The sequence below is a fragment of the Blattabacterium cuenoti genome, assembly GCF_014252375.1.
Taxonomy (GTDB): Bacteria; Bacteroidota; Bacteroidia; order Flavobacteriales; family Blattabacteriaceae; genus Blattabacterium; species Blattabacterium cuenoti_AH.
Genome location: NZ_CP059221.1, coordinates 142,077 through 166,231, shown reverse-complemented (window position 1 = coordinate 166,231; position 24,155 = coordinate 142,077). Strand labels below are relative to the sequence as shown.

The 24,155-nt window shown below is 20.9% G+C and carries 21 protein-coding genes; 8 read left to right on the top strand and 13 right to left on the bottom strand.

Annotated features, from left to right (window positions below):
* Positions 1–66 precede the first annotated feature (66 nt).
* Genes H0H34_RS00805 through H0H34_RS00790 form a run of 5 tightly spaced genes read left to right on the top strand, consistent with a single transcriptional unit; the run spans position 67 to position 3,879 of the window.
* Positions 67–891 (top strand): 2,3,4,5-tetrahydropyridine-2,6-dicarboxylate N-succinyltransferase, encoded by an 825-nt coding sequence (locus H0H34_RS00805; protein WP_185873553.1) that lies wholly within the window; start codon positions 67–69, stop codon positions 889–891.
* Positions 892–1,170: an L-threonylcarbamoyladenylate synthase gene (locus H0H34_RS02945; protein WP_317167295.1), complete on the top strand. Its 279-nt coding sequence runs from the start codon at positions 892–894 to the stop codon at positions 1,168–1,170.
* On the top strand, positions 1,107–1,457 hold the full coding sequence (locus H0H34_RS02940) for an L-threonylcarbamoyladenylate synthase (protein ID WP_317167298.1): 351 nt from the start codon (positions 1,107–1,109) through the stop codon (positions 1,455–1,457). Before H0H34_RS02945 ends, H0H34_RS02940 begins: the two co-directional genes overlap by 64 nt.
* Positions 1,458–1,461: 4 nt before the next feature.
* Entirely contained in the window at positions 1,462–2,892 is a 1,431-nt protein-coding gene (locus tag H0H34_RS00795; RefSeq protein WP_185873434.1) for a CCA tRNA nucleotidyltransferase, read from the top strand.
* A 9-nt stretch (positions 2,893–2,901) separates the two neighbouring features.
* Complete coding sequence (locus H0H34_RS00790) at positions 2,902–3,879, top strand: DHH family phosphoesterase (RefSeq protein ID WP_185873433.1); 978 nt, start codon at positions 2,902–2,904, stop codon at positions 3,877–3,879.
* A 4-nt stretch (positions 3,880–3,883) separates the two neighbouring features.
* Here the strand turns inward: H0H34_RS00790 and H0H34_RS00785 are convergent, their stop codons facing one another.
* Genes H0H34_RS00785 through H0H34_RS00775 form a run of 3 tightly spaced genes read right to left on the bottom strand, consistent with a single transcriptional unit; the run spans position 3,884 to position 6,327 of the window.
* A complete protein-coding gene (locus tag H0H34_RS00785) occupies positions 3,884–4,441 on the bottom strand; it encodes a thioredoxin family protein (protein ID WP_185873432.1) in 558 nt (185 codons plus the stop codon).
* Between the two features lie 6 nt (positions 4,442–4,447).
* On the bottom strand, positions 4,448–5,227 hold the full coding sequence (locus H0H34_RS00780) for a zinc ribbon domain-containing protein (RefSeq protein ID WP_185873431.1): 780 nt from the start codon (positions 5,225–5,227) through the stop codon (positions 4,448–4,450).
* A complete protein-coding gene (locus tag H0H34_RS00775; RefSeq protein ID WP_185873430.1) occupies positions 5,224–6,327 on the bottom strand; it encodes a Nif3-like dinuclear metal center hexameric protein in 1,104 nt (367 codons plus the stop codon). The genes H0H34_RS00780 and H0H34_RS00775 overlap by 4 nt, the downstream gene beginning before the upstream one ends.
* A 52-nt stretch (positions 6,328–6,379) precedes the next feature.
* On the opposite strand from H0H34_RS00775, the gene lipA reads away from it, so the two are divergent.
* Entirely contained in the window at positions 6,380–7,228 is an 849-nt protein-coding gene (gene lipA / locus H0H34_RS00770) for a lipoyl synthase (protein WP_185873429.1), read from the top strand.
* Here the strand turns inward: lipA and H0H34_RS00765 are convergent.
* The gene (locus H0H34_RS00765) at positions 7,221–9,806 is read right to left on the bottom strand and encodes a UvrD-helicase domain-containing protein (RefSeq protein ID WP_185873428.1); all 2,586 of its coding nucleotides are present in this window, start codon (positions 9,804–9,806) and stop codon (positions 7,221–7,223) included. The two genes, lipA and H0H34_RS00765, sit on opposite strands and share 8 nt — an antisense overlap.
* A gap of 96 nt (positions 9,807–9,902) precedes the next feature.
* Here H0H34_RS00765 and fbaA point away from each other — a divergent pair, with 96 nt between their 5' ends.
* Entirely contained in the window at positions 9,903–10,976 is a 1,074-nt protein-coding gene (gene fbaA, locus H0H34_RS00760) for a class II fructose-bisphosphate aldolase (RefSeq protein ID WP_185873427.1), read from the top strand.
* Positions 10,977–10,993: 17 nt separating this feature from the next.
* Positions 10,994–11,833: an acetyl-CoA carboxylase, carboxyltransferase subunit beta gene (accD, locus tag H0H34_RS00755; RefSeq protein ID WP_185873426.1), complete on the top strand. Its 840-nt coding sequence runs from the start codon at positions 10,994–10,996 to the stop codon at positions 11,831–11,833.
* Positions 11,834–11,837: 4 nt separating this feature from the next.
* Here the strand turns inward: accD and guaA are convergent, their stop codons facing one another.
* The 9 genes from guaA to H0H34_RS00710 all read right to left on the bottom strand — a co-directional run bounded on the left by guaA (position 11,838) and on the right by H0H34_RS00710 (position 24,154).
* Positions 11,838–13,388, bottom strand: a complete 1,551-nt coding sequence (guaA, locus tag H0H34_RS00750) for a glutamine-hydrolyzing GMP synthase (protein WP_185873425.1) — start codon at positions 13,386–13,388, stop codon at positions 11,838–11,840.
* Between the two features lies 1 nt (position 13,389).
* Complete coding sequence (gene purD / locus H0H34_RS00745) at positions 13,390–14,625, bottom strand: phosphoribosylamine--glycine ligase (protein WP_185873424.1); 1,236 nt, start codon at positions 14,623–14,625, stop codon at positions 13,390–13,392.
* A 7-nt stretch (positions 14,626–14,632) separates the two neighbouring features.
* Positions 14,633–16,171, bottom strand: a complete 1,539-nt coding sequence (purH, locus tag H0H34_RS00740) for a bifunctional phosphoribosylaminoimidazolecarboxamide formyltransferase/IMP cyclohydrolase (protein ID WP_185873423.1) — start codon at positions 16,169–16,171, stop codon at positions 14,633–14,635.
* Positions 16,168–16,725, bottom strand: coding sequence for a formyltransferase family protein (locus H0H34_RS00735; protein WP_185873422.1), 558 nt, complete (start codon positions 16,723–16,725; stop codon positions 16,168–16,170). Before H0H34_RS00735 ends, purH begins: the two co-directional genes overlap by 4 nt.
* Positions 16,722–17,705, bottom strand: a complete 984-nt coding sequence (purM, locus tag H0H34_RS00730) for a phosphoribosylformylglycinamidine cyclo-ligase (RefSeq protein WP_185873421.1) — start codon at positions 17,703–17,705, stop codon at positions 16,722–16,724. The genes H0H34_RS00735 and purM overlap by 4 nt, the downstream gene beginning before the upstream one ends.
* A gap of 47 nt (positions 17,706–17,752) precedes the next feature.
* On the bottom strand, positions 17,753–19,132 hold the full coding sequence (purF, locus tag H0H34_RS00725) for an amidophosphoribosyltransferase (protein ID WP_317167294.1): 1,380 nt from the start codon (positions 19,130–19,132) through the stop codon (positions 17,753–17,755).
* 61 nt (positions 19,133–19,193) lie between these two features.
* The gene (purC, locus tag H0H34_RS00720; protein ID WP_185873420.1) at positions 19,194–19,931 is read right to left on the bottom strand and encodes a phosphoribosylaminoimidazolesuccinocarboxamide synthase; all 738 of its coding nucleotides are present in this window, start codon (positions 19,929–19,931) and stop codon (positions 19,194–19,196) included.
* Between the two features lie 4 nt (positions 19,932–19,935).
* Positions 19,936–20,421 (bottom strand): 5-(carboxyamino)imidazole ribonucleotide mutase, encoded by a 486-nt coding sequence (gene purE, locus H0H34_RS00715; RefSeq protein WP_185873419.1) that lies wholly within the window; start codon positions 20,419–20,421, stop codon positions 19,936–19,938.
* Positions 20,422–20,434: 13 nt separating this feature from the next.
* Positions 20,435–24,154, bottom strand: coding sequence for a phosphoribosylformylglycinamidine synthase (locus H0H34_RS00710; protein ID WP_185873418.1), 3,720 nt, complete (start codon positions 24,152–24,154; stop codon positions 20,435–20,437).
* Position 24,155 lies beyond the last annotated feature (1 nt).

Genomic DNA, 24,155 nt, shown 5'->3' with positions numbered 1-24,155 from the left:
ATACACAATTAAGTTTATATTTTTTATTATTATTTTTGTTTATTAGTTTAGTAGATATTAATATAAATTAAAGTGAATAATTTAAAATTAAAAATAGAAAATTATTGGAATAAAAAAAATATATGGTTAATTGATAAAAATATTAAAAATTCAGTTATAAAAGTAATTGAAAATATTGAGAAGGGATTAATAAGAGTATGTGAATTATCATATAATAAATGGATTGTAAATGAATGGATAAAGAAAGCAATTATTATGTATTTTTCTATTCAAAAAATGAATAAAATTGAACTAGGTCCATTGGAATTTTATGATAAAATACCTATAAAAAATAAGTTTAAAGAAAAAGGAATACGTGTAGTTCCTCATGCTATAGCTCGTTATGGTTCATATATATCTCCTGGAGTTGTACTTATGCCATCTTACGTTAATATAGGGGCATACATAGGAGAAGAAACCATGATTGATACTTGGGCTACAATAGGAAGTTGTGCTCAAATTGGTAAACGAGTCCATATAAGTGGAGGAGTAGGGATAGGAGGTGTATTAGAACCTTTACTAGCTTACCCTGTAATAATTGAAGATGATGTTTTTATAGGTTCTAGATGTATTTTAGTTGAAGGAATTATTATAAAAAAAGGAGCTGTTTTAGGATCAAATGTTGTAATAACATCTTCCACTAAAATTTTTGATGTAACAAATCAAAATTCAACCGAAATAAAAGGATTTATTCCTAAATATTCTGTAGTTATTCCTGGATCTTATCCAAAAAAATTTCCTGCTGGAATATATTATGTTCCATGTGCATTGATTATAGGAAAAAGAAAAGAAAGTACTAATAAAAAAACATCATTAAATGATGCATTAAGAACTCATAATTTATCAATATAAATGTCTTTTAAAATAGAAGTAAAAAAAAGCGTAAATTTTCTTAAAAAAGGAAAAATTTTATTATATCCTACAGATACTGTTTGGGGATTAGGGTGTGATGCTTTTAACATAAATGCTATAAAAAAAATATATAAAATAAAAAAAAGAAATAGTTTTAAACCTATGATTTTTTTAGTAGAAAATATAGATCGTTTACAAAAGTTAGTAGGTAAAATATCAGATTTTACAAAAAAAATTATATTAAAAAATTTAAAAAAAAAAAAAAACCTATTACAATAATATATAGATTAAAAAACAATTTTATATTAAATTATAAAACTTTAGCAATTCGTTTAACAAGTGATAAATTTTGTAGTTCTTTAATTAGAGAATTAGATAAACCTATTATTTCAACTTCTGCCAATATATCAGGATTTAAAACTCCTAAATCATTTTCTGAAATAAATCCACAAATTTTAAAAAATGTAGATTATATAGTAAATTTTCGTAGAAAAAAAAAATCTATTTATGATAATTCTATAATAATAAAAATTATTTCAAATAAAATAAAAATTTTACGTTTTTAAAAAAATGAATTTATCATGTGCTATTTATAAAAATATATTTAAAATCATTAGTTTTTCTTCTAGAAGAATTAATCAAGATAGTTATGTAATAGGTGGATATGTTAGAGATTTCTTATTGAGAAATGTAGAGTCCAAGGACTTGGATATCCTAACTATAGGAGAAGGTATATTACTAGCAAAGGAAGTATCTAAAATAATTTCTAATATTAATCCAATTAAAATTATAATATTTAAACGGTATGGGACAGCAATGTTGGAATATAATAATTACAAAATAGAATTTGTAGGTTCTAGAAAAGAATCATATAAAAATGTAAATAGTAGAAATCCTATTATAAGTAAGGGTTCATTACAAGATGATCAAAATAGAAGAGATTTCACAATAAATACATTAGCGATTAGCCTTAATAGTAAAAATTATGGTAAACTAATAGATCCATTTAAAGGATTATTGGATATAAGTAAAAAAATATTAAGAACACCATTAAATTCAAATATTACTTATTCTGATGATCCTCTTAGAATGATGAGAGCTATAAGGTTTGCTACTAAATTAAGATTTAATATTGATAAAAATTCGTTTGAATCTATAATAAAAAATAAAGATAGGATAAATATTGTATCAAAAGAAAGAATAATAGAAGAATTTAATAAAATTTTATTATCTAACAAACCTTCTACTGGATTACTTTTATTATATAAATCAGGATTATTATCTATTTTATTACCTGAAGTTACTTTATTAGAAAAAGTAGAAGAAAAAAATGGATTTAAACACAAAAATAATTTTTATCATACTTTACAAGTTGTTGATAATTTAAGTAAAGAAAAATATAATTCTATATGGTTAAGATGGTCAGGATTACTTCATGATATAGGAAAAACTAGTTCTAAAAGATTTATACCAGAAATAGGTTGGACTTTTCATTCACATGAATATATAGGAAGTAAAATGATATCTAATATATTTAATCGTTTAAAGTTACCAAAGGGTAAAATATTAAAATATGTAAAAAAAATGGTTAAATATAGTTCTAGACCTATTTCTTTAATAGGGAATAATGTTAGTGATTCTGCAATAAGAAGATTTATATTTGATATTGGAGATGATTTGGAAGATTTAATAAATTTATGTTTATCAGATATTACTACTAATGATAGTATAAAGAAGAATTTATATAAAAAAAATATTTTTTCTCTTTTAAAAAAGATAAAAAAATTAGAAGAAAAAGATCGTATCATGAATTGGAAATCTCCAATATCAGGATTTCATATTATGAAAACATTTAATATTAATTCATGTAAAAAAATTGGTACTATAAAAAATTATATAAAAGATGCTATTTTAGAAGGAAAAATAAAAAATAATTTTTTTTCTGCATATTCTGTTATGTTAAAAAAAGGAAAAGAATTAGGATTAAAAATAAGAAAATAATATATTATTATGTTTTTTTTAAAAAAAAAAAATAAGATAACATTAATAATACATAAAAATCCTGATGGAGATGCTTTAGGATCCTCTTTAGGATTAATGATTTATTTAAGAAAATTAAACTATAATGTAAATTTAATATCTCCAACAAATTATTCAGAATATTATTCTTGGCTGCCAGGAATAAAAAGTATTATTGTATTATCAAATAATAATAAATTTTTTATTGAAAAAATAATTTTAGATTCTGATTATATTTTTTTTATAGATTTAAATAACTTTTCTAGAATTGGAGAATTAAAAAAATTTATTAAAAATTCTAAATCAAAAAAAGTATTAATAGATCATCATCCATGTCCATTAAATTTTGATATCATGTTTCATGATTCTAAAGCTCCAGCTACAAGTATTATTGTATTTAGATTAATATCAGATATGAATAATCTAAATAAGATAGATAAAGATATAGCTACATGTTTATATGTAGGGTTAATGACAGATACAGGATATTTTCGTTTTCCAACAATTGATTCAGAAACTCATTTTATTGCTGGATCATTAATTAAAAAAGGAATTAATATATATTATATTTATAATCATTTACAAGAAAATTATAATGAAAATAAGTTAAAATTATTATCTATAGCTTTAAAAAATTTAAAAATTATAAAAGAATATAATATATCGTATACATATATAAAATCATCAGAAATTTTTTATTCTTATAAGCAAGGAGACGTAGATGGTATTATTAATTATGGATTAAATGTTAAAAACATTATTTTTTCTGTATTTTTTTTTGAAGAAAAAAAAAATAGTCCTATCAAAATTTCACTTCGTTCAAAAGGTAAATTTGATGTTAATTTATTTTCTAGGAAATATTTCTCAGGAGGAGGACATAAAAATGCAGCTGGTGGTATAATAGAAAAAAGTTTATCTGAAACTATTAAATATTTCTTAAATATTGTATATAAAGATTTTAATATATAAAATATTAATTTTTCCATTTTATATTACATCCATAACTTTTTTTTATAATAGCATTATAAAAAATTTTTCCTTTTAATATATCTTTTAATATAATTCTAATATCTTTTCCAGTAACAGGTATTTTATTATTTGGTCTTGAATCATCTAATTGTCCATGATAACATAATTTTCCGTCTTTTTTAAAAACAAAAAATTCTGGAGTACATCTTGCATCATAATATTTAGCTACTTCTTGTTTTTCATCGAAAAAATAAGGAAATGGATAATTATATTTAATAGATATTTTTTTCATATTTTCTGGAGAATCCTCAGGATATTTTTCTACATCATTTGAATTTATAGCTAAAAAAGCTATTCCTTCATTAATAAAATCATTAGTCAAATTAACTAATTCTTTATTAATATGTTTTACATATGGACAATGGTTACATATAAACATAATTACGTTAGCTTTTATAGAAAAAAAATCGTTAAAAGATTTTTTTTTATAAGATATTACTTCTAATAAAGAAAAATCTTTTATAAGAATATTATTATTATTTGAGGAATAAGTTTTTACCATAATTATTTATTTTTTATTTATAATAGATTTTTTTCTTTCTTCTTCAGCTAATTCAGAATCTATTAGTATTCTACCACTATGTTCATCTATTAATAATTTATTTCTTTGTATCAGTTCATAATATTTTTGAGGTGTTATAGATAAATATGATCCTAACGGGGCACCTCTTTTTACTGGAGCAATAGCTATTCCATTTTTAACTCTTTTTCTTATTTTTTTATAAAAATTTAAAATTTTTTTATCTAATTTTTTGTAAAAAATTAACATTTTTTTATCTAATTTTTTTTCTTCTTTATAATTTTCTAATAAAATATTTTTTAATTCTTTTTTTTTAAATGAAATATGTTTCTTCTTTTTATTTAATAAAGATTCTTTTTTTTCTAAAATATTATTCAAAATTTTTAAATTATCATTTAATTCTTTAATTTTTTTTGTTAATAATTTAATTTCTAATTTTTTATAATCAATTTCTTTATCAAATAAATATAATTCTTTATTATTATTGTTTATTTCATTTTTTTTATATGTATAATTTTTAATAATTATTTCATATTTTTTAATATTGTTATTTTTGTTTTCTATATCATTTTTTATAGATAAAATATTATTTTTAATATTTTTTAAATCATCTTTTGTATTTTGTAATTCTTTATCTAAATTTTTTAATTCTATAGGAACATTATTACGAAATTTTATTATTTCATCTATACGAGTATCTATTAATTGAACATGATATAATAATTTTAATTTTTCTACTGTATAGTTAATTTTATCTAAATTAGTCATGAAAAATATTTAATGGGATTAGTATTTATTTTAGATTCATAAATAAAAATAGAATTAAAATCTTTTTCCAAAAAAGTTTTTATCAATTTTTTAAAAAATATTTCAGATTCGTAATGATCTATTTCTATAATTAATATTTTGTCTTCAGATTTAAAAAAATCGTGATATTTTAAATCTGAAGTAATAAAAGCATCAGATGATTCTTTTATTGATTGTTCTATTCCAAATCTTCCAGATCCATTTATAATAGATACTCTTTTAATATTTCTATTAATAAATTTAGAATGTTTAATATATGATAAATTCATTTTATCTTTTAATAAAGAAAGAAAATTATATTCATTTATCTCTTTGTAAAGATCTCCTACAATACCTATTCCTATATGAGGATTTATATTTTCTATATTATGAATTTCATAAGAAATTTCTTCATAAGGATGATTATCAAAAAGAGATTTTTTAATATTTTTCAATTTAAATGATGGGAAAATAACGCTAATACATGTCTCTTTTTCAATACAAAATTTATTCTTATCACCAATAAATGGTTTAGAAAATTTATTTCCCATATAACTTCCTATTCCATTATAGCTATAACTACAATGACTATAGTTAGATATTTCTCCAGCACCTGCTTTAAAAAGAGCATCTCTAACCTTTTTAGTATAATCAATTGGAACATATGTATAAAGTTTTTTCATTATATTTTTTTTTGGAATTAGAACTTTTTCTTTATTAATTCCTAATATGTTTGTAATATATGATGAAATACCATTCCATGAATAATCTAAATTAGTATGAATACTATAAATTAATATATCATTTTTTAACGCATTAATTAAAATTCTTTCTGTAAAATTATCTCCATTAATTTTTTTTATTGGATAAAAAATAATTGGATGAAAAGTTATTATAAAATTACAATTTTTTTTAATTGCTTCTTCAATAACTTTTTCAGTTAAATCTAACGTTAATAATATATTTTTTATTTCCTGTTCTTTACATCCAATTATTAATCCTACATTATCATAATATTCTGAATATTCTTTTGGAGCTAATTTTTCTAATTTTATAATAATATCTTTCGCAAATATTTTCATAAATAAATAAAAAATAAAATCGATTTTTGATAAATATAAAATATTAAAATATATGATAAAAAAAAAACCAAAATGGATAAAAGTAAAACTTCCTTTAGGAAAAAATTATAAAAAAATACAATACTTAACAAATATATACGGATTAAATACAGTTTGTAAAAGTGCTAGTTGTCCTAATATAGGTGAATGTTGGGGAAATGGAGTAGCAACTTTTATGATATTAGGGAATATATGTACAAGATCTTGTAAATTTTGTGGAATAAATAAGGGAAAACCAGGAGAATTAGATTTTGAAGAACCAAAAAAAATAGCAAAATCTATAAAAATATTAAAAATAAAACATGTTGTATTAACTTCTGTAAATAGAGATGATTTAAAAGATATGGGATCTTACATGTGGATAAAAACAATAAAAGAAATAAGAAATTTAAATAATTCAATAACAATAGAAACTTTAATTCCAGATTTTAAAGGTGATAAAAATATAATAAAAAAAATTATTAATGTAGAACCTGAAGTTATATCTCATAATGTAGAAACAGTACATAGATTAACAAAAAAAGTTAGAGTACAAGCAAAATATGATAGAAGTCTTCAAGTACTTAAATATATTAAGAATGAGAATAATAAAATAAGAACTAAAACTGGTATAATGTTAGGATTAGGTGAAACAAAAAATGAAGTAATAGAAGCAATGATAGACATAAAAAAATCTAATGTAGATATACTAACAATAGGACAATATTTACAACCATCTTTGAAACATTATCCAGTACATAAGTTTATAAAACCATATTATTTTGAATATTTAAAAAAAATAGGATTAAAAATGGGATTTTTATATGTTGAAAGTGGCCCTTTAGTTAGATCATCATATAGAGCTGATAAACATGTCAAATAATATTATTTTTCTTTTTTCCAAAAGTATATTTATTTTTTTTATTATTCCATATACCATTATTACATAAAAATTTTTTCATATAATATGATATAGATAATTTTTTATTTTCTAGCTTAGAAAAAATGATTAGTTGTTGTATAGGTCTAGTAGTTGCTACATATAATAAATTAATATTATCAAATAATGCATTAGATAACGTTTGTTCATACATATTATTTATTTCATTATTATTAACATATTTATAAAAAGATTTTATTTCTAAATAAAAGTGATTTAATCCATTATATAAATTAGGATTTATCTTAATCCATTTTATTTTTTCATTATTTAGAAAAATATTCCAATCAGCAAAAGGAAGAATTACTACTGGAAACTGTAATCCTTTAGATTTATGAATAGTCATAATATTTATAGATTTTTTTAAATTATTATTAATTGTAACATTTTCTTTATCTTTTTCATATTCCCAATGTTTTAAAAAATCTATAATAGAATTTCCAACTTTTTTTATAGATCTATAAACGAAATCTAAAAAAGAATAAATGTATAACATATTTTTATTATTTAATAAATCAAAAAAATCAATTATGTTTTCTGATATATCATATATAGATTTATTATATAATTTATTTAATGTAAATAAATTTTTTTTTTTAATTATTTTAGAAATTTCTCTTATAAATAAATCTACTGATAATGAAATTGTTTTATAAATAAAATTATGTATATATTTTTTTGATATATTTATTTTATCATTATCTATTAATAAAAAAATTAAATATATTCTTTCTTTATAAGAAAAATTATTAGATAATATATAAAAAAAATTTATAATAATTTTTATTTCATAACAATTCTTCATTAATAAAAAAACAGATGTATTGACATTTATTTTTTTTTTTATCAACATTTCTGATAAATAATTTCCTTCTTCATTTGTTCTTACTAAAATAGCTATATCAGATAATGAATATTTTTGTTTTAATAAATCTTTTAATTTTTTTGTTATATTATTATATATACATTTTCTATAATTATCTTTTTTTATACTTATTGAGTCAATAAAATTTAACTCAACGTATCCTTCGTAATCTTTATGATATATTTTTTGTATAGAGTTTTTATATATATTTTTATATATTGGACAATTGAATTTTTTAGAAACTGACGAATAAAACAAATTATTGAACTTTATAATTTCCATATAACTACGAAAATTTGTTTTTAAAAATTTTAATTCTTTTTTATATACAGAATTTTTATAATAAATTAACTCAATAAGTTTTTTAGAATCTCCACCTCTCCATCTATAAATAGATTGTTTTGGATCTCCTACTATTATAGCTAATCCATTTTCTGATAAAGAATTCTCAATCAAAAATTCAATATTTTTCCATTGCATTATTGATATATCTTGAAATTCATCTATTAAATAATATTTATATTGAGATCCAATTTTTTCATAAATTTTTGGTAAAGACTTATTAATTTTATTATAAAGAATTTGATTAATTTCTTCATTAAGAAGAATTTTTTCTTCATTTTTTAAAAATAAAAATTCTTTATTTATATTATTAATAATGGAAAATAAATTTATATTATTTAATATAAGTTTGTCTATAGTATAACAAGATATATATTTTTTATATAAAAATTTTGTTTGATTATATAGAAAATTTATTTCTTTTATAAAAACATCATTTTTTTTATTTTCTTTAGAAAAAATATTTTTCTTTTTAATATTATTTTCAATCCTATTTTTAAATGGATTAATTAAAATATTTTTCATATAAAATTTTCTAAAAAAATTAGGGACATCTGAGTATATAAATGATTTTTTATCTATATTTTTACTTGTTATAAACTTATAAAACTTGTTTCCTTGTATTTTACATATTTCTTCAAATTTATTAATCCTTTTAATTAAAATATATTTTAGATTTATGAAATCTTTTGATGATAATTTTTTTAATTCTTTAATGTAAGGATAATAATTTTCATTTATCATTAAAGTAGTAATTTTATAAAAGTCTTTGTCTAAATTCCAAATTTTTCCATCTTTAATTATATCAATAAAAAATTGATAATAATATTTATTAAATGTTTTACAATTTTTTAATTTATATGTAATATTTTTTATAATTTTATATACAAATTTATTTGTATTCATTTCTAATGAAAAATTAGGTAGAAATGAAGATATAATACGATAAGTAAATTTATCTATTGTACTTATATTATCTATATATGTATTAAAATCGTAAATTATTTCATTTAATACTTTTTTAGAACGTTTATATAAATCATTTTTTTTAAGATTAGATTTATCTATAACATAATTAAAAAATAAATTATATTTTCTTCTAATATTTTTTTTAGAAAAATCTTTAATACATTCTAAAATATTATTTTTTATATCTTCTGAAGATTTTTTATTGAAAGTTAGAATTAATATATTTTTAAATATTAAGGGATCATTGTTTGTCAAAACAATGTATAAATAATTTTTTATTAAAAAAGAAGTTTTCCCTGATCCAGCTGAAGCATTATATATTTTTAAAATTCCTAAATCTAACATATAAAGTTTTATTAAAAAAATTTAATAAACATATATATAATAATTTAATTATAATAGTTTTTTTACATTTGTTTATCCTTTAAAATTAAAATAATTATGTATAGAAAATTTCCTTATGGAGTAATTACTGGTAATCTTGTAAAAGAACTTTTTGATTATGCAAAAAATAATTCTTTTTCTATTCCAGCTGTAAATGTTATTGGATCCAATACAATAAATACTGCCATGGAAACTGCTGCATTAATTAATTCACCCATTATTATACAATTATCTCATGGAGGATCTATTTTTAATGCTGGATTAGGTTCTATTAAAAATAAAAATAAACAAGAATCTGCAATAAAAGGAGCAATAGCATGTGCTATGCATGTTCATACATTAGCTAAACATTATAAATCAACAGTAATATTACATACTGATCATTGCTCTAAACTAAATCTTACATGGATAGATGGATTAATAAAGGCAAACAAAGATTTTTATAAAAAAAATGGAAAGACATTATTTAGTTCACATATGTTAGATTTATCTCAAGAACCTTTGAAAGAAAACATAAAAATTTGTAGTAAATATTTCGAAAAAATGAATAAAATGAATATTTCTATAGAAATAGAATTAGGTGTAACAGGAGGTGAAGAAGATGGTGTAGATAATTCTAATATTGAAAATAAAAAACTTTATACACAACCAAAAGATATATTATATGCCTATAAAATGCTAAAAAATATTGGTAATAATTTTATTATAGCTGCTTCTTTTGGAAATGTTCATGGTGTTTATAAACCTGGTAACGTTATTCTTCGTCCAAAAATATTAAAAAATTCTCAGGAATACATAAAAAATAAATTTAATACAAATGAAAAACCTATATCTTTTGTTTTTCATGGTGGATCTGGTTCCTCTGAAAAAGAAATTAAAGAATCTATTAAATATGGAGTAGTAAAAATGAATGTAGATACGGATCTCCAATATGCCTTTACTTGTGGTATAAGAAATTATATGAATAAAAACAAAGAATATATAAAAAAACAAATAGGAAATCCAGATGGAGAATATATTCCAAATAAAAAATATTATGATCCTAGAATTTGGTTAAGAGAAGGAGAAAAAAGTTTTAAAAATCTATTAAAAAAATATTTCATAATAATGAATAATATTAATACTTTATAATAAAAAATTATAAATTTATGAATTGGTTTCTAAGAAAAAAAAAAAATATTATTACATCTATAGATGATAGGAAACCATTACCTAAAGGTTTATGGTATAAGACACCTAGTGGAAATATAGTTGATACAGATATTTTAAGAAAAAATGCTTATGTTAGTCCAGAAGATGGATATCACGTAAGGATACATAGCAAAGAATATTTCGATATTTTATTTGATAATAAAAAATTTTTAGAAATAAATAGTAAAATTACAAGTAAAGATCCAATAGGATGGAAAGATTATAAAAAATATTCTAATAGAATAATAGAAGCTAATAAAAAAACAAATTTATATGACGCTATTAGAACTGGAATAGGAAAAATAGGAGGAATAAAAATAGTAATATCTTGTATGGATTTTTCTTTTATAGGAGGATCTATGGGATCAGTTGTTGGAGAAAAAATATCTAGAGCAATAAAATATTGTATAGAAAAAAAATATCCATACATTATTATATCTAAATCAGGTGGAGCAAGAATTATGGAATCTTCTTTTTCGTTAATGCAAATGGCTAAGACTATAGCAAGATTAACTCAATTGAAAAATTGTAAAATTCCATATATTTCTATATTAACTGATCCTACTATGGGAGGAGTAAGTGCTTCTTATGCTTTATTAGGAGATATAAATATAGCAGAACCTGGAGCATTAATAGGATTTGCTGGTCCAAGAGTTATAAAAGAAATAATAGGAAAAGATTTACCAAAAGGATTTCAAACCTCAGAATTTCTAATAGATCATGGATTTATAGACATAATATCTCCAAGAACAGAATTGAAAAAAACTTTGTATAAATTAATTAATATGATTATATAATTTACTATTCCCATTCAATAGTAGAAGGAGGTTTAGATGAAATGTCATACAACATTCTATTTATTCCATCTACTTCATTTATTATTCTATTTGACACTTTTTCTAAAAATTCATAAGATAAATTTGAAAAAGTAGCAGTCATAAAGTCTTTTGTATTAATTGAACGTAATATAGCGGTATATTCATATGATCTTTTATCACCCATTATTCCAACAGATTTTATTGGTAATAAAATTATAAAAGCTTGATTAAGCTTTGTATATAATTTATAATTGTTTAATTCTTGAAATAAAATATTTTCTGCTTTTCTTAAAATAGAAATTTTTTTTTCATTTATTTCTCCAATAATACGTATACTTATTCCAGGGCCAGGAAATGGATGTTTATATAATAAATATTTAGGTAATCCTAGTATATATCCAATTTCAATAACTTCATCTTTAAAAAATTTTTTTAGTGGCTCAAGTAGTTTTAAATTTATAGTTTTCGGTAATCCTCCAACGTTATGATGGGACTTAATTGGATTAACTGATAATTTTGAAGAATCTTTAGAAGATTCAATAACATCTGAATAAATCGTTCCTTGAGCTAGAAATTCTACATTTTTTATTTTTTTTGATTCTTTTTCAAATATTTTAATAAATTCTTCACCTATAATTTTTCTTTTTTTTTCTGGATCAATAATTCCAGTCAATTTAGATAAAAATTGATTTTTAGCGTTTATTATATTAATTGGAAATTTAACTATACTACAAATTTTATCAATAGATTTTTCTTCTTCTTCTAAAAGAAGTCCATTATTAACAAAAATACAGTGTAAAGAATCTCCTATTGCTTTATAAATTAATGAAGCTGCAACAAAAGAATCTAATCCACCAGATATTCCTAATATTACTTTTTTTTTGGAAACTATTTTAGTTATATTATCAATACTTTTTTTTATAATATTTTTTAATTTAAAATTAGCATTACATTTACAAATTTTTAAAATAAAGTTTTTAATGATTAACATTCCAAATTCTGTATGACTTACTTCTGGATGAAATTGAAGAGCATAAATATTTTTTTTTTTATGACAAAATGCAGCAATTGAACAAGAGGTAGTTTTTCCTATGACTTTAAACTCTTCTGAAATTTCTTTAGTCTCATCAGAATGACTCATCCAAACAATTATAGATTTTTTTGGGATTCCTAAAAATAATGGATTTTTTTCATCTATTATTTTTAAATAAGATTTTCCATATTCTTTATTTTTTGATGATTCTATTTTTCCTCCAAATAAAAAAGAAATTAACTGCATTCCATAACAAATACCTAATATTGGAATATTTAATTCTAAAATATTTTTATATATTAATGGAGCATTATTATTATATACAGAAAATGGCCCACCTGATAAAATAATTCCTTTAGGTTTTTTAGATAAAATATTATATATAGAAATATTATGTGAGCATAATATAGTATGTACACCTAAATGCCTAATTCTTCTTACAATTATATTACTATATTGTGATCCAAAATCTAATACAATAATTAATTCTCCAATTTTCATATTAATATAAACCTATATCTTTTCTATAATAAAGATTATTACATTTAATTTTATTGATTTTTTCATATGCATTTTTTCTTGCATATTTGATATTTGTATCAATTCCTATAATATTCAATACTCTTCCACTAGAAGTAATCCATTTTCCTTTTTTTCTCATTGCTCCAGCAATATAAAAAGGTTCTTCTAATTTATTAAAATTATTTATTATATAACCTATATTATATTTTTCTGGATATCCTAAAGAAGATAATACTATACAACATGAACAATAATTTTTCCATGAAATATTTATTTTATCTTCGTAAAAAAAAGATTTTAACATGTTAAGAAAGTTATTTTTCATTAATGGAAGTATGGATTGTGTTTCTGGATCTCCTAATCTAGTATTGTATTCTAATAAATAAATTTTATTATTATAAATCATTAATCCAAAATATAAAAATCCTAGAAAAGTTAATTTTTCTGAAATTAAACCTTCAATAGTAGGTTCTAATATATTTTCATTGAAATCTTTCCATATATGATTTTTCATATATGGATTTGGACTAATAGCCCCCATTCCTCCTGTATTTAAACCTAAATTATTATTTCCTATTTTTTTATAATCTTTAGAAGATATAAAAGGAATAATTCTATTATTGTTTAAAATTGATAATATAGAAACTTCTTTTCCATTTAAATATTCTTCTACTATTATTTTTTCTCCAGATTTTCCAAATTTTTTTTCTACCATAATACTTTTTAATGCTTTTTGATATTCATTTTTATTATGGGAAATAATAACTCCTTTTCCTGAAGCAATACCATTAGATTTAATTACTAATGAAGTTTTTTGTTTAGAAAAGTTTTTAGCTTTATCATATGAATAAAAAGTTTCATATTTAGGAGTTCTTATTCCATATTTTTTCATAAAAGATTTTGCAAAAATTCTATCTCCTTCTAATTTAGAAGAATTATAATTTGGTCCAATTATATTCAATTTATGAAATTGAAATAAATCAACAACTTTTTTCATAAGAAAAATTTCTGATCCAACTATTGTAAGACTTATATTGTTTTTTTTAGAAAAATTTACTAAATCTAAAATAGAACATTTTTTTTCTATATTATGGCCTATTAATTTTGTACCACCATTTCCAGGATAAAAATATAAATTTATATCAAAATTATCTTCTAATAATTTTTTTCCAATAGCGTGTTCTCTACCTCCTTCTCCAAGAATTAAAATTTTCATAATTTTTTTAATGTTTAAAATATCTTTTTCCAGTAAAAGCCATTGCTATTCCATAATTATTACAAGCATTAATAGATTCTGAATCTCTTATAGAACCACCAGGTTGTAAAATCGCATATATTAATTTAGAGTTTGCAACTTCATCTATTATATCTTTAAAAGGAAAAAATGCATCAGATACTAGAACTAATTTTTTTTTATTTTTTTTTAATTCCAATGCTCTACTTATAGCTTGGCGTGCTGCCCATATTCTATTTGTCTGTCCCCCAGATATTCCTACTGTTTGCATTCCACTAGCAACTACAATAGCATTAGATTTTACAAATTTTACTACTTTTTGTGCAAAAAAAATGGATTTTATTTCTTGATTAGAAAAATTTCTTTTTGTAACTATTTTATAATTATCATTTTTATTACTATAATCTGATTCTTGAACTAATAATCCACCATCAACTTGTACATAATCCATCTTATTTGAAATAGGATTATTTATACTAATAATTCTTAAATTTTTTTTTGATTTTAAAATAGAAAGACTATCATCATCATATGATGGCCCAATAATTACCTCTAGAAACAAATTATTAATTTTTATTGCCAATTCATATGAAATTTTTGTATTAAATGCTGCTATTCCTCCAAAAGAAGAAATATGATCTGCACTATAAGCTTTTTTAAATGCTTCAACATTATTATTACCACATGCGACTCCACATGGAGTAGAATGTTTTATAATACAACAAGTAGGTTTATAAAATTGATTTACAATTTTCCAAGCTATATCTATATCCCTTATGTTATTAAAAGAAATTTTTTTTCCATGAATTTGGCTAAAATTATACATAGAACCTTTTTTATTTATGTTGTCAACGTAAAATGAAGCTTTTTGATGTGGATTTTCTCCATATGGAAGATTCATTTTTTTTTCATAAAAAAGGTTTATTTTTTTTGGAAATTTTTCTACTTTTAATTTTAAAAAGTATTTAGAAATAATATAATCATAATTAGAAGTAAAGTTAAATGCTTTTCCTGCTAATTTTTGTCTTAAAATTAAAGATGTAAATCCATTATAATTAATTTCTTTTTTTACTGATTCATAATCATTACTATCTATAATTGGTGTAACATAATGAAAATTTTTAGCTGCTGCTCTAATTAAAGAAGGTCCTCCAATATCTATAAATTCTAATAAAGATTTCATTTTAATAGATTTATTACTTTTTTTTTCATTAAATGGATAAAAATTTATTAATACAATATCAATCAATTTAATATTATTATTTTTAATTGATTCTAAATGTTTATTGATAGAACGATTAGCTAGAATTCCAGCATATATATTAGGATGTATAGATTTAATTCTTCCATCCAAAATTTCAGAAAAAGATGTAACATCTGAAATATTTATTGGATATAATCCGTTTTTTTTTAAAAATTCATAAGTACCTCCAGTTGATATAATTTCATATTTTTTTTTTTTCAAAAAAAAAGAAAAATCTAATAATTCCTTATTTTTTTTATAAACACTAATTAAAGCTCTTTTCATAAAATTTTTAATGATTCTATTAAAATTTTTTTTTCAATATTGGAAATTTTTTTTGATAAAGAATTAACATCTTCATTATTAGATATTTTACATTTTCCGTTAATTATAATATTACCAGAATCTATTTTTTCTGTAACAAAATGTATTGTAGCTCCTGATATTTTATCTTTATTTTTTATAACTAATTCATGAACTTTTTCCCCATACATACCTTTACCACCATATTTAGGCAAAATAGAAGGATGTATATTTATAATTTTTCCATACCATTTTTTACAAATTTCTTTATTAAGTATAGAAAGAAATCCAGATAATATTATAATATTTGGTTTATATTTAACGAGTAAAATATCTATTTTTTTGGATAAAAATTTATTTCTTTTTAAAGAAAAAAATCTAATATTGTTATTACTAGCATATTCTATAGCTTTGCAATTTCTATCAGAAATTACTGATATTATTTCGAAATTATATAAAATTTTATTATTAATAGCATTTAAAATATGCATCATATTAGTTCCATTTCCAGATACTAAGAATATTATTTTTTTCATATTAAATTAATTTCTTTATTTTTTCTTTTTACAATAGAACCTATAACATATGGTTTTTCTTTAATTTTAATTTTTTTTAATAGAAAATCTTTTTCTTTTGAAGAAATGATAATAATCATACCTAATCCCATATTAAATGTTTTCCACATTAATTCTTCAGATAAATTTCCTTTTTTCTGTATAAAATTAAAAATAGATTTAATAGGAATTTTTTTTTTATCTATTACAGCAGATAAATTTTCAGGAATAATTCTAGATAAATTATCTAAAATTCCTCCTCCAGTAATATGTGCAATTCCGTGTATAGAAATTTTTTTTAATAAATAACTAATTAAATTATAATAAATTTTAGTTGGTATTAAAAGTATTTCATAAAAAGGTTTTTTGTCAAAAAAACCTTTTTTTAAATCATTTTCTGAAAAAATATTTCTAATAACAGAAAAACCATTACTGTGAATTCCTGATGATTCAAATCCTATTATAACATCATTTTCTTTAATTAATTTTTTTCCATCAATAAGATTGTCTTGATCAACTATACCAACACAGAATCCTGCAATGTCATATCCATTTTTAGGATAAAATCCAGGCATTTCCGCGGTTTCTCCACCAATAAAACATGTATTATTTTCTTTACATGAGCAAGCTATACCTTTTATAATATTTTCTATAATAAAAGAATTAATTTTATTACATGCTAAATAATCCAAAAAAAACATAGGTTCTGCACCATGACATAAAATATCATTTATACACATAGCAAAACAATCTATTCCAATTAGATCATATTTTTTAAAATTTATAGATAAACAAATTTTTGTACCAACTCCATCTGTTCCAGAAACAAGAATAGGATTTTTATATTTATTATATATTTTATAAAATCCTGAAAAATGATCCAAATTACTTAATACTTTTTTTGTATAAGTTTTTTTTAAAATTTTATTAATTTTATATGTTATATTATTCTTTACTTTCATAAGTAATTAATGTATTTTCATTTTATGAAATAAGTAAAATAATTTTATTAAATTGGATATTCTTCAGTAAAACATCCAAAACAATAATTTTTTCCTCCTAAAATTTCTATTAAATTATCCATACTTAGGAATTCTAGACTATCTACATCTAATATTTTTTTTATATTATTTTTATAATTATATGAAAATAAATCTTTTTTAATTGGAGTATTTACTCCAAGATAACAAGGGGCAATTATTGGAGGTGAAGCACTACGAAAATGAATTTCTTTAGCCCCTGATTTTTTTAAAATGTCAATTAGTTTTTTACTAGTAGTTCCACGAACAATAGAATCATCAACAATAACAACACGTTTACTTCTTATTTCATGTAAAATTGGGTTTAATTTTAAATTAACCATTTTTTCACGAATTTCTTGTTTAGGTAAAATAAAAGATCTACCTATATATTTATTTTTTATTAATATAGGCTTAAAAGGTATCCCAGATGCTTTTGAATACCCTATAGAAGCAGGTACTCCTGAATCTGGTACTCCGATAACAACGTCAGCTTTTACAGGATATTGTTCGTATAATTTTTCTCCACTTTTTTCACGAATTTTATAAACATTTAAGTTTTCAATTACAGAATCTGGTCTAGAAAAATAAATGTATTCAAAAGAACATATTCTATTTTTTATATTTTCTGTTTTACTTATCATTGAAAATTTAATTGAATTATCATCAACTATTATAAGTTCTCCTGGAAATAAATCTCTAACATAAGTACCTCCCACCGCATCTATTCCACATGTTTCAGAACTAAAAATATAAGTTTTTTCGTCTAAAAATCCATAACATAAAGGTCTAATTCCATTAGGATCTCTAAATGCTGCCATTTTGTTATCCATTAATACAATTACTGAATATGCTCCTTTAATATTAAAGGTTGTTTTTTTTATAGATTCTTCTAAATTATTATTATTTTCTAATAAATTTTTTTGAATTAAACGTAATATTACTTCTGAATCTGAGTATTCAGAAAAAAAATTAATTCCTTTATACTCTAATTTCTTTCTTATATTTTTTGCATTAATTATATTTCCATTATGAACTATAGATATAATAGTTTTTCCACATGAACTTTTTCCAAAAAATGGTTGAATATTCTTTTTATTCTGTCCTCCTTCTGTTGAATAACGAGTATGTCCAACAACTGCATTTCCAATACAATATCTTTTATAATTTGATATTTTTTGAAAAAAATCTAAAACTAATCCTTCGCTTTTATAAGTAAAAATAAATCCATTTTTTAATATAGAAAAACCACATGCTTCTTGACCTCTGTGTTGCAAAGAAAATAAGCCGGATTGAATAAACGAGAAAATATCTATTTTTAGTGTTGAGTATATTCCAAATACCCCACATTCTTCATGAAATTTATCCAAAAAAATTATTTATTAGATTTAATGTTTTTTTTGTTAAAAGTTAAAATAAATTTTAATAAATTTATTCTTGATTTAATCTTTTTAATATTTCCATATATGAATCAAATATTTTTTCTTTTTTTTGTGATTCTAGCCTAAATAAATCTTTATCTAATTTTTTCATTGTTTCCTTATCCCAAAATCTACAAGTATCAGGACTTATCTCATCAGATAATAATATTTCATTTTTATTATTTCTACCAAATTCAATTTTAAAATCTACTAATATAATATTCTTATTTAAAAAATATATTTTTAATAAATTATTTATTTTTTTTAAAATTGAATAAATACGATTTAATTCTTCATAAGAAATAATTCCTAAGAATACTGCATGATTATCATTTATTAATGGATCTTCTAAAGTATCATTTTTATAAAAAATTTCTATTATACCATTTGGTATTTTTTTTTCTTCTTTAATTCCTAAACGATTAGATAAACTTCCAGTAACAACATTTCTTATTACAAATTCTAAAGGAATTGTTTGTATTTTATGACATAATTGTTCTCTATTATTTATTTTTTGAATAAAATGAGTTTTTATTCCAGATGAATTAAGAAATTTAAATATTAATGTAGTAATTTCATTGTTTAATACTCCTTTATCTAATAAAAAAATTTTTTTCAATCCATTTAAAGCCGTTAAATTGTCTTTATGATGAAGAATTACTTTAAAAGGATCGTTAGTTAAATATATTTTTTTAGTTTTTCCTTCTATTAAAACATTTTTTTTTATAATAAAACTATTATTATTCATAATTTTATAAATATTGTTCTATTTCATTTTCTAATTTTTTTTTAATATTTTCTCTAAATTTTATCAATAATTTTTTTAAACAATCATATTTTAAAGATAAAATATGTACTGCCATCATAGCAGCATTATAAGAATTATTTATTCCTACAGTAGCAATTGGTATTCCCTTTGGCATTTGTGTTATGGAAAAAAGAGCATCAATACCACCTAATGTACTATTATTTGGATTATATATAGGAACACCTATAACTGGTATTATTGTTTGAGACGATATAATTCCTGGTAAATGAGCTGATAATCCAGCTCCAGCAATAATTAATTCTGTATTTTCATTCTCTATTTTTTTTATGGTATTTAATAAAATATTTGGTAATCTATGTGCTGAAATTATATAACATTTATAATTTATTTTAAATTTTTTTAATAATTCAGAAGAATTTTTCATAATTGATATGTCAGAAATACTACCAATAAATATAGATACTTTCATAGTATAAAAATTTTTATAAGAAATATTTTATTGCATTCATAAAAATAGAATCTTCTTTATTACGAGGTATATTTTTCAATATTCCACTATCAAAAATACGTTCTGGATGAGTCATTCTACCATAAATTTTACCATTATTACTTAATAAACTTTCAATAGATTCAATTGATCCATTAGGATTATATCTTTTTTCTAAACTAGGAATACCATCTAAATTAACATATTGAGCTGCTACTTGATTTTTTTTAAATAAATTATTTGTAATATTTTTTTCAGCATAAAATCTGCCTTCTCCATGAGAAATAGGAAATGTATATATTTTATTTTTCATACCGTTTAACCATGGAGAATAATCAGAAATAATTTTTATATGAACACATTGTGATACGTGTTTTTTTATCTTATTTAAAATTAAAGCTGGAGATTTTTTATTTCTCAAACAAATTTTTCCGTATGGTAATAAACCTGATTTTATTAATGCTTGAAATCCGTTACAAACTCCTAGTATCAATCCATCTTTATTAAGAAAATTTTCAATAGAATCCTTTATGTATGAATTTTGTAATATGGATATAATTAATTTTGCAGATCCATCTGGTTCATCTCCAGCACTAAATCCTCCACAAATCATAATAATTTGTACAGACCTTATAATTTTTTTTATATAATGTATAGATTCTAAAATTCCATTATAATTTAAATTTTTAAAAACAAAACTATTAACTTTTGCTCCAAAATGCTCAAAAGCTCTTATAGATTCAAATTCACCATTAGTTCCTGGAAATATAGGAATAAATACGTTAGGTTTACATATTTTTTTAAACTTATAATAATACTTTCTATTTTCTTTTGAATTATTTTTTGATTTATAAATATTAATATTTAAATAATCTTTATTTTTATTTTTACAAGGATAATAATTGGAAATTATATTATACAACGTTGAAGACCAGCTTTTTATAGCTGAATCTATACTAATTCGTACTCCGTTAAATTCTAAATATTTTGATCCTGTAACTTTTCCTATTAGGATAAATTCATTTGATAATGAAGACGAAGATTCTATAATTAATGATCCAATATGAGTTTCTAATAAATTTTTTTCATAATTTATTTTAACTCCTAATTTATTTCCAAAAGACATTTTTGAAATTGCAATAGCAATTCCACCATCTTTTATAGTTTTTACAGAAAAAATTTTTTTATCACAAATTCCATTATATATTTTATTATATGCATTTTTTATTGAATCAAAATTTGGCATTTCATTTTTATCAGGAAAATGATGATATAAATATATTTTATTACCTACTTTTTTAAATTCTGGAGATATTATATTTGAACATAATTCAGTAGTTATTCCAAAAGATATTAAAGTAGGAGGTACATGTTTGTTTTTATACGTTCCAGACATTGAATCTTTTCCTCCAAGACAAACTATTCCTAGAGACATTTGTGCATGATATGCACCTAACAATGATGAAAAAGGTTTACCCCAATTTATAGGATTTTTTCCTAATTTTTGATAATATTCTTGAAAACTAAGATATGTCTTTTTATAATTACCTCCTATTGCAACTATTTTAGAGATACATTCTAATATAGCATAAGCTCCACCATGAAATGGGCTCCATGTAGATATCTCAGGATGAAATCCCCAACATGCGATACTTACAGTATCTGTACTTCCATGTAATACTGGTATTTTTTGTACGCTTCCTTCAGAAGGAGTCATTTGATATTTCCCACCAAATGGCATTAATACAGTAGTTCCTCCTACTGTACTATCAAACATTTCAACTATACTTAATTGAGAAGTTATATTTAATTTAGAAAGAAATTTTAAGAAATTTTTCTTATTAAAAACATATTTTTTTGACTTTTTAAAAGGTGAAATATAACTAGGAGATTCTACAATAACTTTATTTTTCTTTTTAGCTCCTTTTGTATTTAAAAACGAATTTTTTATATCAAAAATTTTTCTTTTTTTATGAAAAAAAATAATTCGTTTATTTCCAGTTATTTTAGCTATAGGAGTAGCTATTAAATTTTCTTCTTTAGATAATTTAATAATTTTTTTTATGTTTATAGGATCTGTAACTATTACCATTCTTTCTTGCGATTCAGAAAGAGCGATTTCTATAGGATTTAAATTATCATTTTTTTTTAACGGAACTTTATCTAAATAAATTTCTATACTATCATGTATTTCACTCAAAGCTATTGCTAAACCTCCAGCACCAAGATCATTACATTTTTTTATCAAAGAAGTAATTTCCTTTTTTCTAAAAAGTCTTTGAATTTTTCTTTCTATTATAGGATTTCCCATTCGTTTTTTTCTAATATATTCATAATTATTAATTATTCTTGATGAATCATTTGCATCTCCTATACCTTCTTTTTTTGTAATTCCTCCTATTAGTAATACTATATCTCCATTTTCAGGTATCCCCCATTTTATAAAATTAACTGGAGTAGCTCCAATTGTCATACCAACCTCCATTTTTTTTGCTCTATATCCTTCATGATAAATTTCATTTACATGAGTAGTTGATAATCCTATTTGATTTCCATATGAACTAAACCCATTAGCAGATTCTATACAAATTTTATCTTGCGATAATTTTCCATTTATTATTTTTGAACATCTAGGATCTGCAATACCACTTAATCTTAAACTTTGATATACGAATGATCTTATAGATAACGGGTCTCTAATAGCGCCACCTATACAAGTATAGGCTCCATTAAACGGATCTATTTCTGTAGGATGATTATGAGTTTCGTTTTTAAAACATAAATACCATTTTTCTATTTTTTTTTCTTTTGAAAAAAGAACATCTATCATAATTATACAAGCATTATTTTCTTCACTAATGATATTTATTTTTTTTTTTTTAATAAATATTTTGTATGGTATTTTAGTTAAATCCATTAAACTTATAGGATTTTTTGATTTTCCTATTTTTTTTCTATCATTTAAATATTTATCAAATACGTTTTTATATATTTTTTTTAATACTCCGTTAAAAGAAATTTTTTCTAATTGTGTAAAAAAAGTTATATGTCTGCAGTGATCAGACCAATAAGTATTTAAAATTTTTATCTCCTCTTCTGTAGGATTCCTTTTTTCTTCTTTATTAAAATATTTTTTAATAAAAGATAAATCTTTTAAATCTATAGATAAATTTAAATTTTTATGTATTTCTATTAATCTATTACTATTACAGTTAATGAAATTGTTAATATTAACATTAACTTTTTTATTTATTTTTTTGTTATTTATTTTATCTAAAAAAATGTAAGAATAATCATTTTTAATAAATTCTTTTATTTTATTTATATCGTAATATTTTATTCCTATAAATTCTATTAATAATTTAAATTTTATAGATACATTTTTAGACTCATTTGGATTAAATGCTTTAATACATTGTATTGCTGCATTTTCACGGTCATCACCATTATTTAAATAACATTCAAAAAATGGATTTTTAAAATTTTTTTTAAAATACATAATATCTGTTACAGGATCTAAAAGTACTTTATTTAAAAATTCAATAAGTAAATTTTTACTTATTTTAAAAAAATCATACATATTATATATAACAATTTTATTTATTGGTATATTTAACTTTTTTAATTTTTTGTATAATAATAAAGAATCTATATCAAATATTGATTTTTTTTTTATATAAATCCTATAATTTTTTTTTTTTGATAAAAAAATCATT

What these genes read in the sequence shown, in the direction of transcription:
- H0H34_RS00780 (WP_185873431.1), bottom strand. Translation starts at nt 5,227, where the DNA reads ATGACTAATTTAGATAAAATTAACTATACAGTAGAAAAATTAAAATTA.
- purH (WP_185873423.1), bottom strand. Translation starts at nt 16,171, where the DNA reads ATGAAAAGAGCTTTAATTAGTGTTTATAAAAAAAATAAGGAATTATTA.
- purE (WP_185873419.1), bottom strand. Translation starts at nt 20,421, where the DNA reads ATGAAAGTATCTATATTTATTGGTAGTATTTCTGACATATCAATTATG.
- H0H34_RS00710 (WP_185873418.1), bottom strand. Translation starts at nt 24,154, where the DNA reads ATGATTTTTTTATCAAAAAAAAAAAATTATAGGATTTATATAAAAAAA.
- H0H34_RS00785 (WP_185873432.1), bottom strand. Translation starts at nt 4,441, where the DNA reads ATGGTAAAAACTTATTCCTCAAATAATAATAATATTCTTATAAAAGAT.
- H0H34_RS00790 (WP_185873433.1), top strand. Translation starts at nt 2,902, where the DNA reads ATGTTTTTTTTAAAAAAAAAAAATAAGATAACATTAATAATACATAAA.
- H0H34_RS00765 (WP_185873428.1), bottom strand. Translation starts at nt 9,806, where the DNA reads ATGTTAGATTTAGGAATTTTAAAAATATATAATGCTTCAGCTGGATCA.
- purD (WP_185873424.1), bottom strand. Translation starts at nt 14,625, where the DNA reads ATGAAAATTTTAATTCTTGGAGAAGGAGGTAGAGAACACGCTATTGGA.
- purM (WP_185873421.1), bottom strand. Translation starts at nt 17,705, where the DNA reads ATGAAAGTAAAGAATAATATAACATATAAAATTAATAAAATTTTAAAA.
- purC (WP_185873420.1), bottom strand. Translation starts at nt 19,931, where the DNA reads ATGAATAATAATAGTTTTATTATAAAAAAAAATGTTTTAATAGAAGGA.
- guaA (WP_185873425.1), bottom strand. Translation starts at nt 13,388, where the DNA reads ATGAAAATTGGAGAATTAATTATTGTATTAGATTTTGGATCACAATAT.
- H0H34_RS02945 (WP_317167295.1), top strand. Translation starts at nt 892, where the DNA reads ATGTCTTTTAAAATAGAAGTAAAAAAAAGCGTAAATTTTCTTAAAAAA.
- H0H34_RS00735 (WP_185873422.1), bottom strand. Translation starts at nt 16,725, where the DNA reads ATGAAAAAAATAATATTCTTAGTATCTGGAAATGGAACTAATATGATG.
- accD (WP_185873426.1), top strand. Translation starts at nt 10,994, where the DNA reads ATGAATTGGTTTCTAAGAAAAAAAAAAAATATTATTACATCTATAGAT.
- lipA (WP_185873429.1), top strand. Translation starts at nt 6,380, where the DNA reads ATGATAAAAAAAAAACCAAAATGGATAAAAGTAAAACTTCCTTTAGGA.
- H0H34_RS00795 (WP_185873434.1), top strand. Translation starts at nt 1,462, where the DNA reads ATGAATTTATCATGTGCTATTTATAAAAATATATTTAAAATCATTAGT.
- fbaA (WP_185873427.1), top strand. Translation starts at nt 9,903, where the DNA reads ATGTATAGAAAATTTCCTTATGGAGTAATTACTGGTAATCTTGTAAAA.
- H0H34_RS00775 (WP_185873430.1), bottom strand. Translation starts at nt 6,327, where the DNA reads ATGAAAATATTTGCGAAAGATATTATTATAAAATTAGAAAAATTAGCT.